Annotated in this window: 10 protein-coding genes; 7 read left to right on the top strand and 3 right to left on the bottom strand. The window is 72.1% G+C overall.

Annotated elements, in window-relative coordinates; genetic code table 11:
• Nucleotides 1-42: 42 nt before the first annotated feature.
• Together yicI and ACN6LM_RS24555 are read right to left on the bottom strand one after the other, a co-directional pair.
• Complete coding sequence (yicI, locus tag ACN6LM_RS24560; RefSeq protein ID WP_445067539.1) at nt 43-2,322, bottom strand: alpha-xylosidase; 2,280 nt, start codon at nt 2,320-2,322, stop codon at nt 43-45.
• Nucleotides 2,323-2,374: 52 nt separating this feature from the next.
• Nucleotides 2,375-5,239 (bottom strand): glycoside hydrolase family 3 C-terminal domain-containing protein, encoded by a 2,865-nt coding sequence (locus tag ACN6LM_RS24555; protein ID WP_445067538.1) that lies wholly within the window; start codon nt 5,237-5,239, stop codon nt 2,375-2,377.
• A gap of 523 nt (nt 5,240-5,762) precedes the next feature.
• Here ACN6LM_RS24555 and ACN6LM_RS24550 point away from each other — a divergent pair.
• The 7 genes from ACN6LM_RS24550 to ACN6LM_RS24520 all read left to right on the top strand — a co-directional run bounded on the left by ACN6LM_RS24550 (nt 5,763) and on the right by ACN6LM_RS24520 (nt 16,747).
• On the top strand, nt 5,763-7,370 hold the full coding sequence (locus ACN6LM_RS24550) for an extracellular solute-binding protein (protein ID WP_445067541.1): 1,608 nt from the start codon (nt 5,763-5,765) through the stop codon (nt 7,368-7,370).
• Nucleotides 7,371-7,452: 82 nt separating this feature from the next.
• Nucleotides 7,453-8,529: an ABC transporter permease gene (locus tag ACN6LM_RS24545; protein ID WP_445067537.1), complete on the top strand. Its 1,077-nt coding sequence runs from the start codon at nt 7,453-7,455 to the stop codon at nt 8,527-8,529.
• A complete protein-coding gene (locus ACN6LM_RS24540; protein ID WP_445067536.1) occupies nt 8,526-9,488 on the top strand; it encodes a carbohydrate ABC transporter permease in 963 nt (320 codons plus the stop codon). The genes ACN6LM_RS24545 and ACN6LM_RS24540 overlap by 4 nt, the downstream gene beginning before the upstream one ends.
• Before the next feature lie 51 nt (nt 9,489-9,539).
• Nucleotides 9,540-11,780: a WD40/YVTN/BNR-like repeat-containing protein gene (locus tag ACN6LM_RS24535; protein ID WP_445067535.1), complete on the top strand. Its 2,241-nt coding sequence runs from the start codon at nt 9,540-9,542 to the stop codon at nt 11,778-11,780.
• A 15-nt stretch (nt 11,781-11,795) separates the two neighbouring features.
• A complete protein-coding gene (locus tag ACN6LM_RS24530; protein WP_445067534.1) occupies nt 11,796-13,772 on the top strand; it encodes a beta-galactosidase in 1,977 nt (658 codons plus the stop codon).
• Entirely contained in the window at nt 13,769-16,006 is a 2,238-nt protein-coding gene (locus ACN6LM_RS24525; protein ID WP_445067533.1) for a glycosyl hydrolase family 95 catalytic domain-containing protein, read from the top strand. The genes ACN6LM_RS24530 and ACN6LM_RS24525 overlap by 4 nt, the downstream gene beginning before the upstream one ends.
• A 33-nt stretch (nt 16,007-16,039) precedes the next feature.
• The gene (locus ACN6LM_RS24520; RefSeq protein WP_445067532.1) at nt 16,040-16,747 is read left to right on the top strand and encodes a glycoside hydrolase family 12 protein; all 708 of its coding nucleotides are present in this window, start codon (nt 16,040-16,042) and stop codon (nt 16,745-16,747) included.
• Nucleotides 16,748-16,794: 47 nt separating this feature from the next.
• On the opposite strand, the gene ACN6LM_RS24515 is transcribed toward ACN6LM_RS24520, so the two are convergent.
• A complete protein-coding gene (locus tag ACN6LM_RS24515) occupies nt 16,795-17,817 on the bottom strand; it encodes a LacI family DNA-binding transcriptional regulator (protein ID WP_445067531.1) in 1,023 nt (340 codons plus the stop codon).
• Nucleotides 17,818-18,359 lie beyond the last annotated feature (542 nt).

The following is an 18,359-nucleotide window of genomic DNA, read 5'->3' as shown; positions in this document are numbered from 1 at the left end:
CCCCCCCCCCCCCCCCCCCCCCCCCCCGCCGGTGAGCGGGTGTCAGCCGGCCGGCACCGTGACGGTGCCCGTCCCCTCCGCCGCCGCCCCCGTCGCCTCGGCCACCACGCGGTACGGGCGGTCGATGCGCTCGGAGGTCACCGTGAGGGTGTCCCCGTCGCGTGCCACCCGGAAGGTGGCGGCGGTGGCGCCCGCGTGGTCCGGCACCGTCACCGTCGTACCGGCCCCCTCCGCGCCGCCCCCGAAGACGCGCAGCGTGAGTCCGTCCAGCCAGTCGCCGTCCGGACGCTGGTCGTCGCCGCCCCAGGGCAGGACCGCGCCGGGCCGGACGAGGACCGGGAGGCTGTCGAAGCCGTGGGTCTCGTGGCGCCAGACGGGACCGGTGACCGTCTCGCCGGTGAGCAGATGGGTCCAGGTGCCCTCGGGGACGTAGTACTCCACCTGCCCGTCCTCCGTGAAGACCGGGGCGACCAGCAGGTCGGGGCCGAGCATGTACTGCCGGTCCAGGGGGCGGGTGGCCGGGTCCTCCGGGAATTCGAGGAGCATGGGCCGCATCACCGGGACGCCCGTGCGGTGGGCGGTGGCGGCGGCACCGTACAGGTACGGCATGAGCCGGTGCTTGAGCAGGGTGAACTTCCGGGCGACGTCCACCGCTTCCTCGCCGAACTCCCACGGCACCCGGTAGGAGACGTTGCCGTGCAGCCGGCTGTGCGAGGAGAGCAGGCCGAAGGCGAGCCAGCGCTTGAAGACCGCCGGGTCCGGGGTGCCCTCGAAGCCGCCGATGTCGTGGCTCCAGAAGCCGAACCCGGAGAGCGAGAGGGACAGGCCGCCGCGCAGGGACTCGGCCATCGCCGTGAACGAGGCGAAGCAGTCGCCGCCCCAGTGCACGGGGAACTGCTGGCCGCCGGCCGTGGCGGAGCGGGCGAAGAGGACCGCCTCGCCGTGGCCGCGCTCCTTCTCCAGGAGCTCGAAGACCGTCTGGTTGTAGACCTGCGCGTAGTAGTTGTGCATCCGCTCGGGGTCCGAGCCGTCGTGCCAGACGACATCGGTCGGGACGCGCTCGCCGAAGTCCGTCTTGAAGCAGTCGACGCCCTGGTCGAGCAGCAGCCGCAGCTTGCCGGTGAACCACTCGCGCGCGGCGGGGCTGGTGAAGTCGACCAGGGCCATGCCGGGCTGCCACAGGTCCCACTGCCAGACGTCACCGTTGGGGCGCCGGACCAGGTGGCCGAGTTCGGCGCCCTCCGCGAACAGCGCCGACTTCTGGGCGATGTACGGGTTGATCCACATGCTGATCCGCAGCCCGCGCTCCTTGAGCCGGGCGAGCATGCCCTCCGGGTCGGGGAAGACGTCCGGGTCCCAGAGGAAGTCCGACCACTGGTACTCGCGCATCCAGAAGCAGTCGAAGTGGAAGACGGAGAGCGGGATGTCGCGTTCCGCCATGCCGTCCACGAACGAGGTGACGGTCTCCTCGTCGTACGCCGTGCAGAAGGACGTCGTCAGCCACAGGCCGAACGACCAGGCCGGGGGCAAGGCCGGGCGGCCGGTGAGCGCGGTGTAGCGGGCCAGCACCTCCTTGGGCGTCGGACCGGCGACGATGTAGTACTCCAGCGACTGGTCCTCGACGCTGAACTGCACCTGCCCCACCGACTCGGAGCCGACCTCGAAGGAGACCTTGCCGGGGTGGTTGACGAAGACGCCGTAGCCGCGCGAGGAGAGGTAGAACGGGATGTTCTTGTAGGCCAGTTCGCTGCTGGTGCCGCCGTCCGCCTGCCAGATGTCGACGCTCTGGCCGTTCTTCACGTACGGGGTGAAGCGCTCGCCGAGCCCGTAGACGTTCTCGCCGACGTCCAGGGCGAGCTGGGTGATCATGTGGTGGGCGCCGTCGGGGGTGGTGGCGAAGGCGGTGCCCTTGGCGTCGGCACCGGTCAGGCGGCGTCCTCCGGCGTCGGCGAAGGTGAGACCGAAGGGCCCGTCGGCGTCCATGCGCAACGTCAGCGGGCCGCTGGTGAGTTCGGTGACGCCTCCGTCCTGCCGGGTGCGGGCGCCGGAGCCCGCCGGGTCGAGTCCGGGGAAGGCGAAGTCCGGGCCCCGGCGCGCCCTCCCGGCGTGGTGCGTGACGCGGACGCCGATGATCCCCTCTGCCGGGGAGAAGCAGTCGACGGTGATGAGCGGGGTGTTGAGGGTGTCGCCGCGCGCGGCCACCGGTTTCACCGCCGCGTAGGCGGTGAAACGGTCGGCGCTGACGCGCAGGTCGCGGATCTCGGTCGCGTAGGAGGCGCGTACGCCCTCACGCATGAGCCAGAAGCCGTCGGTGAACTTCATGCGGACTCCTTGCCGGGGGCAATGGGAGGGGGAACGGGGAGGCTGCGATGCGTCACGCGCCGGCCCCGGTGAAGCCGAGCCGGGCCAGCCGGACCGTGCCGCGCAGGGCGACGCGCAGGTCGCCGACGCCGGAGGCGGTCAGTCCGGCGTGCAGGGTGCGGTGGTCGTACGGTCCGTCCGTGGCGGGAACCGGGACGGTGACGGTGGAACCGCCGACGGTGATCAGGACGACCCCCTCACCCGAGGCGACCACCTCGACCCCGCTCGTACCGGCACCGAAGTCGCACCGGCGGTACAGGAGTTCGTTGGACTCGGCGGTGGCGGTGACCGCGTCGCCGTCCGTCTTCGCCCGGTCCACGATCGTGGTGCCCAGCTGCTCGTCGTAGTCGGCCGCCTCCAGACCCCGGCCCAGGACCGGGCGCGGCCCGGCCGGTTCGCCGTCGACGGTGACGACTGCGAGGCACCGGATGTCCGTGCTGGAGGCGCCCGCCCGGATCTCGTAGGCGCCGGGCTCGACGGTCCAGCGGCCGTGCGCCACGTCCCAGTGGCCCAGCTCCTCCACCGGCACGGTGAACGCGACGCGCTCCGCCGCCCCGGGAGCCAGGTGCAGCCTGCGGTGCCCGACGAGCTGGCGCAGCGGCCGGGGCACGGAGGGAGCCACCGCCCGTACGTACAGCTGGGCGACCTCGTCGGAGGCGACGGAACCGGTGTTGGTGACGGTCAGCGAGACGTGCAGCAGGTCCCCCTCGCGTGCGGCGGTCAGGTCGCTGTACGTGAAGTCGCTGTAGGTGAGCCCGTGCCCGAAGGGGTAGAGCGGGGTGCCCTCGTAGTAGAGGTAGGTCTGCCGTGAGCCGATGATGTCGTAGTCCAGGAGGCCGGGCAGCTCCGCGTCGGAGGCGTACCAGGTCTGCGGGAGCCGGCCGGCCGGGGAGACGTCGCCGGCGAGCACGCGGGCGAGCGCGGTGCCCGCCGCCTGGCCGCCGTGCGCGGTCCACAGCAGCGCGGGCAGCGTGGCGGCGGCGTCGGCCAGGGCGTACGGGTAGGCGGAGGTGACCGCCAGGACCGTACGCGGGTTGGCGGCGTGGGCGGCGCGCCAGAGGCGTTGCTGCTGGGCGGGCAGGTCGAGGGTGGCGCGGTCCTCGGTCTCGCGGCCGTTGATGTGCGGGTCGTTGCCGACGACCACGATCACGGTGTCGGCGGCGGCTGCCGCGCGGGCGACGGCGTCCTCGCCGCGCTCGGTCACCTCGGTCTCGAAGACGGTGCCCGGGGCGGCGGAATTCTCCTCGTCCGGGGCGGCAACCTTTACGCCGTCGGCGGCGACTGAGACATACCCACCCGTTCCGATGTGCAGAAGGCGGTGACCGCCGGCATGCCCTTCCACCGCCTCCCGCCGGAAGGTCTCCTGGACGACCCAGCCGCCCGGCTCGTCCGCGGAGGCGCGTACATACCCGTCCTCGGCGACCGAGAGGTAGCGGCCGCCCGGCTCCCGCAGGGTGATCACACCGCCGCCCCAGTCCACGAGTGCCAGCTCGGACGGGGTGTCGGCGCAGGTCAGCGGCGGCAGATCGGTGCGTCCCGCGAGCAGGGCCGGGTCGAGGGCGCCCTCCGCGCCGCGCGCCGCGTCCCCGGCCGGGTCCGCCTCGGGGATGTGCAGCCAGCCGTCCGCGCACTTGACGCGGACCAGGTCGGCGCCCTCGGCGTGGATCACCCGGTCGGCGCCGAAGCGCTCGCGGATGCCGTCGAGCGGGGTGGAGCGGTGGATCAGGGTGCCGCTGTACCAGTCGAGCTTGCAGGCGTCCGCGAGGAGCCCGACGACGGCGACGGTCCGGCCGGCGTCCGGGTCGAGCGGCAGCAGCCCGTCGTTCTTGAGGAGTACGGCCGCCTGCTCGGCGGCCTCCAGGGCGAGCGCCCGGTGCTCCGCGGTGTCGAGGGCGTCGGTGTCCGCGTAGGGGTCGGTCTCCGGGTCGAACTCGCCGAGGGCGAAGCGCATGTGGAGCAGGCGGCGGACGGCGGTGTCGATGTCGTGCTCGTCGATGAGGCCGCGCTTCAGGGCGCCCTGGATCCGGCCGGTCATGACGGAGGAGTCCTGGCCGTGGTCGGTGAAGCTGTCGACGCCGGCGCGCAGGGCGGCGGCGGTCGCCTCCTCGTGGGTGTCGAAGTAGTGCTCGGAGTCGACCAGGTTGCTCGGTGCTCCGGCGTCGGAGCAGACGGCGAGGGGCTGTTCGGTCCAGGTGCGCAGGTGCTGGGAGAGCAGCGGCGACACATGGTTGGGGCGGCCGTTCACCAGGTTGTACGCGGGCATCACCCCGGCCACCGCGCCCGCCCGGACGGCGTCGCGGAAGGCCCTGAGGTCGTATTCGTGCAGCACCCTCGGGCGGACCGAGGAGGACGAGGTGTCCCGGTCGGTCTCGTTGTTGTGGGCGAGCCAGTGCTTGAGGACGGGGGCGGTCCGCCAGTAGTGCGGGTGGTCGCCGCGCAGGCCCCGGGTGTACGCGACCGCGATGGCGGAGGTCAGCCCGGCGTCCTCGCTGTACCCCTCCTCGCCGCGCCCCCACAGCGGGTGGCGCAGGAGGTTGACGGTGGGGGCCCAGACGTTGAGCCCGACCCGGTCGTCATGGGCGCGCTTGGTGCGGACCTCGTCGCCGACGGCCTCGCCGACGCGGCGAACCAGATCGTCGTTCCAGGTGGCGCCGAGGCCGACGGCCTGGGGGAAGACCGTGGCCTGCCCCATCCAGGCGACTCCGTGCAGGGCCTCCTGGCCGGTGCGGAAGGCGGCGAGCCCGAGCCGGTCGACCGCCGGGGCGAACTGGTGCAGCATCGCGACGCGCTCGTCGGGGGTCAGGCGCCGGAGCAGGTCGTCGACGCGCTCCGCGAAGGGCAGTCGCGAATCGCGGAAGGGCTGCGGTTGTTCCGTCACGTGCGGGTCCTTCGTCAAAGGTGGGAGGTATGGCGGTGCCGGCGCGTCGTGCGGGCCACTGAGCAGCCTCGGACGATCTTTCGAAGCGCTTCGATGCTCAACGGCCAACCCCGCGCATGTCAAGGGCCGGTGACGGACCTCCGCTTCCGGTTCTCCCGCCCTGCCTCGGGAAACGGTTCGGAAACGCATCGGAGGATTCCGGCAACGAAGTCTTGTGCGACTCAGACCCTTCACTTAACCTCGCTGCAACATCGAAGCGCTTCGACATTGCTTCGATGGGGCGCCCGGCGCCCTGGATTTCCCGGGACGGCGACTCGTTCAGCCGCCGCCCAGTTGAACCGCTTCACCTGGGGCCGGTGACACCGGCTCAGCCAGTAACGCTCCACCTCAGACACAGGAACCGAACGGCGGTCGCCCCGCCGCGTGTCGTCCTGGTGCGCCTCGAAGGGTTGACGCAATGACGCCGAATTCCTCCCCCTCCGCCTCGTCCCCGAGCCGGAGAAGCTTCCTCGCCACGGGCGCGGTGGCGGCCGTCGCCGTGGCCGGCGGGGTACCGCTGCTCGCCGCGTGCGGCGGTTCCGGCTCCGGCGCCGGGAGCAAGGAGGGCACGACCACGGGCAAGGCCCTCAAGAAGGTCGTGCCGAGCTACGTGCCGCTGAACCTGGTCCAGCCCGACGTCCCCGGCGTCAACGGTTCGAGCCCCGGCTTCACCAAGCTCCCCGACCCGCTGGTGGTCTCGGTCAAGTCGGTGCCGGGCAAGGGCTCGAAGTTCCGGGTCATGACCCCGCTCTGGGGCACGGTCCCCAAGAAGAACAACCCGTACTACACGGCCGTGAACAAGGCGGTCGGGGCGACGCTCGACTTCGACCCGCAGGACGGCAACACGTACCAGGACAAGATCGGCGCGGTCCTCGCCGGTTCGGACATCCCGGACGTCATGACGATCCCCGGCTGGAACATGCAGGGGCAGATCCGCAACGCCATCACCGCGAAGTTCGCCGACCTCTCCCCGTACCTCGCGGGTGACGCCGTCAAGAAGTACCCCAACCTGGCCAACATCCCCACCGGCGCCTGGCAGTACTCGGTCTTCGGCGGCAAGCTGCGCGGCCTGCCCATGCCGACACCGATCATCGGGAACGCGATCTTCTACCGCAAGGACCTCATCGGCTCCGGTGCCGTGCCGGCGAGCGCGGACGACCTGCTGGCCTTCGGCAAGGAGTACACCGCCCCCAAGAAGAAGGTGTGGGCCTTCGACGATCTGTGGGTCTGCATCCAGAGGATATTCGGGCTGCTCCCGGACGCGCCGCACTACTGGCAGTTGGAAGACGGCAAGCTGGTCCACAAGGTCGAGACGCAGGCGTACCGGGAGGCGCTGGCCTTCGCCCGCAAGCTCCACGACGGCGGGTACGTCCACCCGGACGCCGAGGCCGGCAAGGACGCCGACTCCAAGATCCGCTTCACCAGCGGACACGTCGTCATGTACAACGACGGCACGGGCGGCTGGAAGGGCATGGTCACCGAACAGGCCAGCGCCAACCCGAAGTTCGACATGCAGGCGCTGGACTTCTTCAGCCCCGACGGGGGCAAGCCGACCCTGTGGCAGGACGACCCGGCGGGCATCTTCACCTTCCTCAGCAAGAATCTGTCCAAGGAGAAGATCGAGGAATTCCTCGCGATCGCCGACTACGCGGCCGCGCCGTTCGGCACCGAGGAGTTCATGCTCACCAACTACGGCGTCAAGGGCACCCACTACACCATCAAGGACGGGAGCCCGACGTACACCCCGCAGGGTGTCGAGGAGGCGCAGCCCTCCACGTTCCTGTTCGTGGCCTCGCCGCCCACCTCCATCGCCTACCCGGACCAGCCGCAGCTGGCCAAGGACTACGCCGGCTGGATGGCGCGCCAGGCGCCGCACATCAAGAAGCCCCTCTTCTTCGGCATGCAGGTGGTCGAACCGCAGCGCTACGCCTCCCTGTACACCCCCTTCGACGACCTCCAGAAGGACATCCGCCGGGGGCGCAAGAAGGTCAGCGACGTCGAGGACGCGGTGAACACCTGGAAGAAGAGCGGCGGCGACAAGCTGCGCGACTGGTACCAGGACATCCTCGACAAGAACGGCTCCGGCAACTGACGCGTACGTACGAGAACGAAGGGGCCGCCGGGCACCGACAGTCCGGCGGCCGGGGTCAGGAGCACGACATGGGGAGCACAGGGTGAAGGCACGGGCCACGGTCGCGGCCGACCCGGGCGGCACCGCCGGCGGGGCGAGCGCCCCGGCCGCCGGGAGCGGCACCGGGGACGGTGACGGCGAGGAGACGAGGAGCGCGGACAGGTCCCGGGCCGGGGGCGTCTCCGGACCCCGGAAGGAACAGGGTGGTATCACCTGGCGGCAGCGGCTGCGGCGGGACCGCACGCTGATCCTGATGACGATGCCGGCCATCGCGCTGCTGCTGGTCTTCAACTACATCCCGCTGCTCGGGAACATCGTCGCCTTCCAGGACTACGACGTGTACGACCTGGGCATCACGGGCAGCCCGTTCGTCGGGTTCGACAACTTCACCCGGATCTTCGAGGACTACCGCTTCTGGGAAGTCCTCGTGAACACGCTGGTCATCTTCGTGACCCAGCTGGTCCTGTTCTTCCCCATCCCGATCGCCATCGCTCTGCTGCTCAACACGATCATGAGCGCGCGGGTCCGGGCCTGGGTCCAGGCGGTCGTCTATCTGCCGCACTTCTTCTCCTGGGTGCTCGTCGTCACCGTCTTCCAGCAGATGTTCGGCGGCGCCGGGCTGGTCGCCCAGTGGCTGCGGGAGCACGGCCACGAGGGCTTCGACCTGATGACCGACCCCGGGTTCTTCAAGTTCCTGGTCAGCGCGCAGGCCGTGTGGAAGGACGCCGGCTGGGGCGTCATCGTCTTCCTGGCCGCGCTCGCCGCCGTCAACACCGACCTGTACGAGGCCGCGGCCGTGGACGGTGCCGGACGCTGGCGCCGCATGTGGCACGTCACGCTGCCCGCGCTGCGCCCGGTCATCGCGTTGCTGCTCGTCCTGCGGGTGGGCAGCGCGCTCAACCTCGACTTCGAGCAGATCCTGCTCCAGCGCGACCAGGTGGGCGCGGGGGCCTCGGAAATCCTGGACACCTACATCTGGTGGACGGGCATCAAGACCGGCGACTTCGGCTACGCCGCCGCCGCCGGCATCTTCAAGGGGCTGTTCAGCGTCGCCATGGTGCTGGGTGCCAACAAGGTCGCCCACATGCTGGGCGAGCAGGGGGTGTACTCCAAGAAATGACAACTCTCCTGGACCAGCGGGCGGACCCGGCGCCCCGTACCGAGACACGCCTCCAGCGCGCCCTGCGCATCGAACCGCGCCCCGTGTGGGAGGAGGAGCCGACGAAGGCCGGCCTCGCCTTCAAGGGCTTCGGGCTCGTCGCGATCTGCGCGGTCATCATCATCCCGATCTGGGTGGTCCTGGTGACCAGCCTCTCCGACACCAGGACCATCAACGACGCGGGCGGCCTGGTCGTCTGGCCGAAGCACATCACGTTCGTCGCGTACAAGGAGCTGCTGAGCGGGGGTGCGGTGACCCGTGCCGCCGCCGTCAGCGTCGGCCTCACCGTCGTCGGCACGGCCGTCAGCATGGTCGTCTCGGTCCTCTGCGCCTACGGGCTCAGCCGCCGCGACTCGTACGCGCACCGGCCCCTGCTCATGACGCTGATGGCGACCATGTTCTTCGGTGCCGGGCTCATTCCCACGTATCTGCTGGTCACCGGCATCGGGCTGAGCAACAGCTACTGGTCCATGATCCTGCCCAGCGCGATCAGCGTGTTCAACGTGCTGGTGCTGCGCGGCTTCTTCATGGACACCGCGCCGGAACTCATCGACGCGGCCCGCATCGACGGGGCCGGCGAGTGGCGCATCCTGCTCCAGATCATCATGCCGCTGTCGCGGGCGGTGATCGCCGTGATCTCGCTGTTCTACGCGGTCGGTTACTGGAGCCAGTGGTTCAACGCGATGCTCTACATCCAGGACAGCGACAAGTACCCGTTGCAGATGATCCTGCGTCAGCTGGTCCTCCAGCACCAGGTGCCGCCGGGTGCGATGGGCGCGGCCGTGAGCAACGGGCAGATCAACAGCCTCGCCGTGCAGATGGCGGTGATGATCCTCGCGCTGATCCCGGTCGCGGTGCTGTCGCCGTTCGTCCAGAAGCACTTCCAGAAGGGCATGCTGACCGGCGCCGTGAAGGGCTGACCGGCCGGCCCCCGCTCCTCCCCCCTCCCCCGCTCTCGGAAGGTGTCCGCCATGCGCGCTTCGTCCGTGCCCACGCCCCGCCGCAGAACCGTGCTCGCCACGACGGCCGTCGTCGCCGCCGCCACCGCCCTCCCCACCGCCGGCACCGCGTCGGCCGAAGAGCGCCGGCACGGCGGCCGGCACCAGCCCCACCGGTGGCGGACGGCGGCGATCGGCGGCACCGGATTCGTCACCGGGCTGCTGTTCCACCCCTCGGTGAAGGGCCTGGCCTATGCCCGGACCGACATCGGCGGCGCCTACCGCTGGGACGCGGTGAAGGCCCGCTGGACCCCGCTCACCGACCACATCGGCTGGGACGACTGGAACCTCCTCGGCATCGAGGCCATGGCCGTCGACCCCGCCCACCCGGACCGCCTCTACCTGGCCTGCGGCACGTACGCGCAGTCCTGGGCCTCCCCCGGCGCGGTGCTGCGGTCCGACGACCGGGGCGCGACCTGGGAGCGGACCGACCTGACCGTGCGGCTCGGCGCCAACGAGGACGGGCGCGGCGCGGGCGAGCGGCTGCTCGTCGACCCCCGCGACAGCGGGGCGCTGTGGCTGGGCACCCGGCACGACGGGCTGCTGCACTCCACGGACCGGGGAGCGACCTGGGCGCCGGCCGCCTTCCCCGCCACCCCATCGGAGACCGGCCAGGGTGTGACGTTCCTCGTCGCGGCGGGCCGGAGGGTCTACGCGGGCTGGGGCGACGGCGGCGGCGCGCTCTACCGGACGGACGGCAGGGGCGGCTGGGAGGCGGTCCCCGGTCAGCCGTCCGGGAGTGCGGCGGTGAAGGTCCCGGTGCGGGCCGCGTACGACGCCCGGGGGCGGGCGCTCTACGTGACCTACGCGGACGCCCCGGGGCCCAACGGGCAGTCCGACGGTTCGGTCCACCGGCTCGACACGGTGACGGGGGTCTGGAACGAGGTGACCCCGGTCCGGCCCGACGCCGCCGCCGGGGACGGCTTCGGGTACGGCGGGGTCGCGGTCGACGCGCGCCGGGCCGGCACGCTGGTCGTCACCACCAACAACCGGTGGGCCCTGGTCGACACGGTGTTCCGCTCCACGGACGGCGGCAGGAGCTGGACCTCCCTGAAGGACACCGCCGTCCTGGACGTCTCGGAGACGCCGTTCCTGCGCTGGGGCGCGGAGCCCAAGTTCGGCTGGTGGACGCAGGCCGTCGCCGTCGACCCCTTCGACTCGCACCACATCGTGTTCGGGACCGGGGCGACCGTCTTCGGGACGCGCGACCTCGTCCACTGGGCACCGGAGATCCGGGGCCTGGAGGAGTCGTCGGTGCGCTTCCTCGTCGCCCCGCCCGGCAAGGGGGCCCGGCTCCTGAGCGGCCTCGGCGACGTGGGGGTGATGTACCACGACTCGCTGACCGCGTCCCCGTCCCGGGGCATGGCCGCGAACCCGGTCTTCGGCACGACCACCGGCCTCGCGGCCGCCGCGCTGAAGCCCTCGTACGTGGTGCGCACCGGCTGGCCTTCCGGCTCCGACGCGGCCGGCGCCTTCTCGCACGACGGCGGCCGGAGCTGGCAGCCGTTCGCCGCCCAGCCCGCGATCGCGCCCTCCGCGCCCGGACCCGTCGCGGTCTCGGCGGACGGCTCGACGCTGCTCTGGTCGTTCGTCCACTGGGACGGCACCAAGTACCCCGCGCACCGGTCCTCCGACGGCGGTGCGAGCTGGGCGGAGGTGGCGACCTTCCCCAAGGGCGGCGCCCCGGTCGCGGACCCGCTCGACCCCCGGCGCTTCTACGTGTACGACACCGACACGGGCACCGTCCTCGTCTCCGTGGACGCGGGGGCGACCTTCACCAGGGGCGCGACCGGTCTCCCCTCGGGCGACGCGCAGTTCAGGATGGCGGCGGCGCCCGGGCGCGGCGGCGACCTGTGGCTGTCCGCGAAGGACAACGGGCTGTTCCGCTCCACCGACGGCGGGCGGACCTTCGCCGCCGTGCCCGGCTGCCAGGCGTCCCACGCGCTGGGGTTCGGCAGGGCCGCGCCGGTGCGGGGCCGCAGGCGGCCGGGGGCGGGCTACCCGGCCGTCTTCCAGACGGGCAGGGTCGCGGACACGTACGACGGTGTCGCGGTGCTGCGCTCGGACGACGCGGGCCGGTCGTGGGTGCGGATCAACGACGACTCCCACCAGTGGGGCTGGACCGGCGAAGTGATCACCGGCGACCCCCGAGTCCACGGCCGTGTCTACCTGGGCACCAACGGCCGCGGCATCCAGTACGCAGAACCCCAGTAAGAAACCGGAGACGCCATGCCGTCCCTGCGCGACGCGGCCCGTGGCCGCATCCTCTTCGGAGGCGACTACAACCCCGAGCAGTGGCCCGAGGAGGTGTGGGAGGACGACGTCCGGCTGATGAAGGAGGCCGGGGTCAACTCCGTCACCCTCGGCGTCTTCTCCTGGGCGAGGATCGAACCCCGCCCCGGCGCCCGCGAGTTCGGCTGGCTGGACCGGCTGATGGACCTGATGCACGCCCACGGCATCGGCGTCGTGCTCGCGACGCCGACCGCGTCCCCGCCGCCCTGGATGGGGGCGCGCCACCCGGAGACCCTGCCGCGCGCGGAGGACGGGTCCATCGTCTGGTACGGCTCGCGCCAGCAGTTCTGCCCCAGCTCGCCGGTCTACCGCCGTTACGCCGCCGCGCTCACCGAGGACCTGGCCGCGCGGTACGCGGAGCACCCGGCGCTCACCGTGTGGCACATCAACAACGAGTACTGCACGCACTGCTGGTGCGACGAGACGGCGGGCCACTTCCGCCGCTGGCTGCGCGAGCGGTACGGGACGCTCGACGCGCTCAACGAGGCGTGGGGCACGGCGTTCTGGAGCCAGCGCTACGACGCGTGGACGGAGATCCTGCCGCCGCGCAAGGCGCAGTACATGAGGAACCCCACCCAGGTACTGGACTTCAAACGCTTCACGTCCGACGCGCTCATGGAGTGCTTCACCGCCGAGCGGGACATCGTCGCGCGGCACACCCCGCACATCCCGGTGACGACGAACTTCATGCCGCTGTGGTCCGGGCAGGACGCCTGGGCCTGGTCGGCCGAGGAGGACATCGTCTCGGTCGATGTCTACCCGGACCCGCGCGACCCGTGGGGCGGCCAGTACAACGCCATGCTGGCCGACATGACGCGCTCACAGGCCGCCGGCCCGTGGATGCTGATGGAACAGGCGGCCGGCGCGGTGAACTGGCGGGGCGTCAACCATCCGAAGCCGGAGGGGCTGAACCGGCTCTGGTCGCTCCAGTCGGTGGCGCGCGGCGCGGACGCGATCTGCTACTTCCAGTGGCGGCAGTCCCGGCAGGGCTCCGAGAAGTTCCACTCCGGGATGCTCGGCCACGCCGGTGAGCGGGGCCGCGCCTTCCGCGAGACCCGGCAGCTGGGCGGTGAACTCGCCGCGATCGGCTCCGCCGTGTCCGGTACGGGCGTGAGTGCCGAGGTCGCCGTCCTGCACGACTGGGACGCCTGGTGGGCGGGCGGCCAGGAAGGCAGCCCGTCCGCGCTCCTCGATTACGCGGAGGTGATCCGGCGCTGGCACCGCGCCCTGTGGGAGAACGGCACGCCCACGGACTTCGCCCGTCCCGACGCCGACCTGAGCCGCTACAAGGCGGTCCTCGTCCCGCACCTCTACCTGCTCGACGACACGGCGATCGACAACCTCGTGGCGTACGCGCGGGGCGGCGGGCGCCTGGTGTGCGGGTTCTTCAGCGGCATCGCGGACGTGGACGACCGCGTCCGGCCGGGCGGCATGGACGCCCGCCTGCGCGAGCTGTTCGGGATCGCCGTCCTGCACGAGTGGTGGCCGCTGGACGCGGACGAGGCCGTGGAGTGCGACGGATTCCGGGGCACCCTCTGGTCCGAGGAGCTGGAGGCGGCCGAGGGCACCGAAGTGCTGGCCGCCTACCGCGACGGCGAGCTCGCCGGGCTGCCCGCGGTGCTGCGCCGGGGCGGCGCGGTCTACGTGTCCACGCTCCCCGAGCCCCCGGCGCTGCGGACCCTGCTGGCCGACGTGGTCCGGGACGCCGGGGTGGAGCCGGTCCTCGCCGGGCTGCCCGAAGGGGTGGAGGCGGTGCGCCGGGGCGAGCTGCTCTTCCTGCTGCACCACCGCCGCGAGATGGTCACCGTCGCCGTGCCCGGGAGGTACGTGGACCTGCTCACCGGGCGAACGGTGACGGAGCGGATCGCGCTCGGCCGCTACGGCGTCGCGGTGCTGCGGAGATCCGCGCCGTGACCGGCCGCACGGACATCGACTCCACCTGGGAGCCGCGCCCCGCCGCCCGCTGGGAGGACGCCTACCTCGGCGGCAACGGCCGGCACGGTGCCATGGTGTACGGCGACCCGGCCGACGACCGCGTGATCGTCAACCACCACACCCTGGTCCGGCCCAACGGCAGTCAGCACGTCCGGCCGCCCGAGCTCGCGGACCGGCTGGACCGGCTCCAGAGCGCACTGCTCGCCGGGGAGACCCTGGCCGCGGAACACTTCGGCGCGGGCCGGCCGCTGGTGTGGGTGCAGCCCTTCCACCCGGCCTTCCAGACCCGCGTGCGGCCGCTGCCCGGGAACGCCGCCGACCCGGCCGCGGCGTACCGCAGGTCGGTCGACTTCGCCACGGGTGAGATCAGCGCCGACTGCGAATCGTGGCGCAGCCGGGTCTTCGTCTCGCGCGCCGACGACGTGATCGTCCAGTACGTCACCGGGCCGGGGCTGGCCGTGGACGTGGCGCTCGACCACGCCCTGCCGGGCGCCCCGCCCCGTCTGGCCGTCGGCCGCAGCACCGTGCTCACCCCCGACGGGGCCCGGCTCACGCTGCGCGCGGGCTACCCCGACAGCGACCTCGCGTACACCGGTGCGACGGTGCTCCGCACGGAGGGCGGGCGGGTGTCGGTGGCGGGCGAGGGCGTCCGGGTCGAGGGGGCGAGGAGCCTGTTGCTGCTCACTCGGGTGCGCCGGCACACGGGCCACCTGGACCTCGCGGCGGAGTGCGCCGCGCTGCCCGGTGACGGGTACGACGCGCTGCTGTCCCGGCATGTGGCGCTGCACCGGCCGGCCTTCGGGCGGGCGGCGCTCACCCTGGACGCGGACCCGGCCGAACGGGCGCTGCCCGGCTCCGAGCTGGTGCGGCGTCCGGACAGCCCGGCCCTGCTGGAGCGGCTGTGCTCGGCGGGCCGCTACCACCTGCTGTCCGCGTCCGGGGCCCTGCCGCCCCGGCTGACCGGGCTCTGGACGGGTGACTGGGACACCGCCTGGTCGGGGGCGTTCACGACGAACGCCAACCTGAACCTCCAGATCGCCTCGGCCGCGGCGGCGGCGCTGCCCGAGGTGTCCGAGGCCCATGCGGCGCTGGTGTACGGGCAGCTCGCGGACTGGCGGGAGAACGCCCGGGCGATCTTCGGGGCGCGGGGCATCGTGGCTCCGTCGCACACGGACGGCGAGTCCGGGCACACCCGCCACTACCAGCGCGCCTACCCGCTGCATCTGTGGACGGCCGGCGCGGACTGGCTGCTGGAGCCGCTGATCGAGCACGCGGAGACGACGGGGGCCGAGGACCCCCGGCTGACGGCGGCGCTGCACGAAACAGCCCTGTTCTACGAGGACTTCCTCACCCGGACGGGCCCCGACGGACGGGTGGCCGTCGTGCCCTCGTACTCGCCGGAGAACCGTCCGGCCAACGCCAGCTGGGGCACGGTCGACGCGACGATGGACCTCGCGGCGGCCCGCCATGCGCTCACCGCGTCCGCCGACCGCTCCCCCGACGGCGCGGCGGCCGAGCGCCGCCGTGCGCTGGCGGACCGGCTCGCCGACTACCGGGTCAACGAGGACGGCGCGCTCGCCGAGTGGGCGTGGCCGGGCCTGATGGAGACGTACGACCACCGCCACCTCAGCCACCTGTATCCGGTGTGGCCGCTGGACGCGATCAACCCGTATGACACGCCCGGGCTGGCCGCCGCCGCGCACCGGGCGCTCGAACTGCGGGGCGCGGAGAACGACTCGGCCCACGGCCATCTGCACCACGCCCTGATCGCGACCCGGCTGCGGGACGGGGCGCGGGCCTCGGCGGCGGTCCGCTCGGTGCTGGCGGGTGACTTCTTCCACGACTCGCTGATGAGCGCCCACTACCCGGCCCGCGATGTGTACAACGCGGACGCTGCGCACGCCCTGCCCGCGGCCGTGATCGAGTCACTGGTCCAGTCGGCCCCGCACCGCCTGGTCCTGCTGCCCGCACCGCTCGCGGGCTGCCCGGCCGGTGAACTGCGCGGTGTCCGGGCCCGGTTCGGCGCGACCCTGGACCTGCGCTGGTGGGCGGACGGCACCGCGACGGCGGTAATGCGCCCGGACCGGGACGCCCGCGTCGAGGTCCGTACGGGCGACGCGCACACCCTCACCGAAGCCTCCGCCGGCTCCCCCTCGGCTCTTCTGGAGCTGACGGCCGGCGTGGACCGCGTCCTGGAACTCCGGCCGCGGTAGCACCTCCCCCCCACCCACCATGGAAGGACGACCATGGCACAACGCACCCTCAGCAGGCTGGCCCTGACCCCGGCGGTGGCGCTGGCGGCCCTCGTCGGCTTCGCCGCCGCCCCCGCCCAGGCGGCCGTCTGGTCCTCGTCGGACCAGTGGGGCACGTACACCACCTCCGACCACTACACCCTGTACAACAACATCTGGGGCTCCGGCGCGGGTGCCCAGTCCATCTGGGCCAATTCCTCGTCGAACTGGGGCGTCTGGGCGGACCACCCGAACACCGGCGGCATCAAGTCGTACCCGAACGCCAAGAAGGTGGTGAACAAGCCGATCGGCTCGCTGTCGTCGCTCACCAGCACGTACAACGTCACCGTCCCGTCGTCCGGCGCGTACAACACCTCGTACGACATCTGGGACAGCGACTACGACTACGAGGTCATGCTCTGGGTCAACTACAACGGTGCCGTGGGCCCGCTGGGCACCTCGCAGGGCAATGTGACGCTGGGCGGGCACACCTGGACCGTCTACAAGGGCGACAACGGCTCCAACCAGGTGTTCTCGTTCCTGCGCACCTCGGACTCCACCTCGGGAACGGTGAACATCCTGCCGATCCTGAAGTGGATCAAGGACACCAAGGGCTGGTGGGGCAACGAGACCATCGGTGACGTCCAGTTCGGCTACGAGATCACCTCGTCGGCCGGCGGGCTCGACTTCCGCACGAACGGGTTCGGCGTCTCGGCGAGCTGACCCGCGCGGCTGAGGAGCCGGCCCCCGCCCGGGGGCCGGCTCACACGTCACACCGGGGCCGGCCCCGTGCTCTCACGCAGCGTCAGTTCCGGTGCGAGCAGCTCGACTTCGTCGGTGCCCCGGCCGGTCAGTTTGGCGACGACGTGCTCGACGGAGCGGCGGCCCATCTCCTGGGCCGGCAGGGCGACGGAGGTCAGCCGCACCGATGCCTGGGTGGCCACCTGCTCGGGGCAGATCGCCACCACCGACACGTCCTCGGGGACGGCCCGGCCCTGCTGGCGCAGCAGGTTGAGCAGGGGCTCCACGGCCGCCTCGTTCTGCACGATGAAGCCGGTGGTGCCGGGGCGCTCGTCGAATATCCGGGACAGGGTCTGGGCCATCGCCGCGTACCCGCCCTCGCAGGGCCGGTGCAGGATGCGCACGCCGGTCTCCTGTGCCTTGGCGCGTATCCCGTCGACGGTGCGCTCGGCGAATCCGGTGTGGCGCTCGTAGACCGCGGCGGCCTCGCCGATGACGGCGATCTCGCGGTGCCCGAGGCCGGCCAGGTGCTCCACGCAGAGGGCCCCGGTCGCCTCGAAGTCGAGGTCCACGCAGGTCAGCCCGGCGGTGTCGGCGGGCAGGCCGATGAGCACGGCGGCCCGGTCGGTCTCGCGCAGCAGGGGCAGCCGCTCGTCGTGCAGTTCGACGTCCATCAGGATCATCGCGTCGGCCAGTGAGCTGCCGGCGATCCGCCGCACCGCCGCGGGCCCCTCCTCGCCGGTGAGGAGCAGGACGTCGTAGCCGTGGGTGCGGGCGGTGGTGGCGACCGCGATGGCGATCTCCATCATCACGGGCACGTACATGTCGGTGCGCAGCGGCACCATCAGCGCGATGATGTTCGACCGGCTGCTGGCGAGCGCCCGGGCCCCGGCGTTGGGGTGGTAGCCGAGCTGCTGGATGCTGCGTTCGACGCGCTCACGGGTGGCGACGGAGATGGAGCGCTTCCCGCTGAGGACGTAGCTCACCGTGCTCGCGGAGACTCCGGCGTGCTGCGCGACCTCGGCCAGGGTGACCATGCGGCTCTCCCTCACCGATGAGATGTGGCGAAGCGCTTCGACTCCGCTCTCCCCACCTGTGACGCGGAGAGACAGCGCGAGCCTAGCCCTGCCGTGACGGCATGTCCAGACCACTGTCGAAGCGCTTCGATACCTTTGTGCGCGTCGACTACCGCAACGATATGCCCGCCGCCCGCCGTCCCGTCACACCGGCTCAGCCGCCGAGCACAACGGGGAAGGACTCCATGTCGTTCCGCGCCATCACCGGGAGGCTGCGCAGCCGGCAGCCCGACGGGGACGACCGGTCCGCGGTCGTCCCGGCGCATCGCGCGGTGGACGCTCCGGGGCTCGGCCCGGAAGCCGGGGTCCCCGGAGCGGCACGGCGCCGGCGTGTGGCGGGCAGCCGGACGGGGCGCTCCGGGGCGCCGGCGCGGGCTCGGCCGGGGAGGGGCGCTCATAGATCCCGGCTCCGGTGGCGGGCGACTGCACGCGCCACGATCACGCGATCAACTCTCGTTCACTAGAAGGATTTTATGGGTTCCAGGACGGTCGTTCGCGATCAACCCCGGACCGTGGAC

It is taken from the genome of Streptomyces sp. SAS_281, from assembly GCF_052542855.1.
Note: the sequence above shows the minus strand (reverse complement) of the source record. Positions and strands in the feature narration are given on the sequence as shown.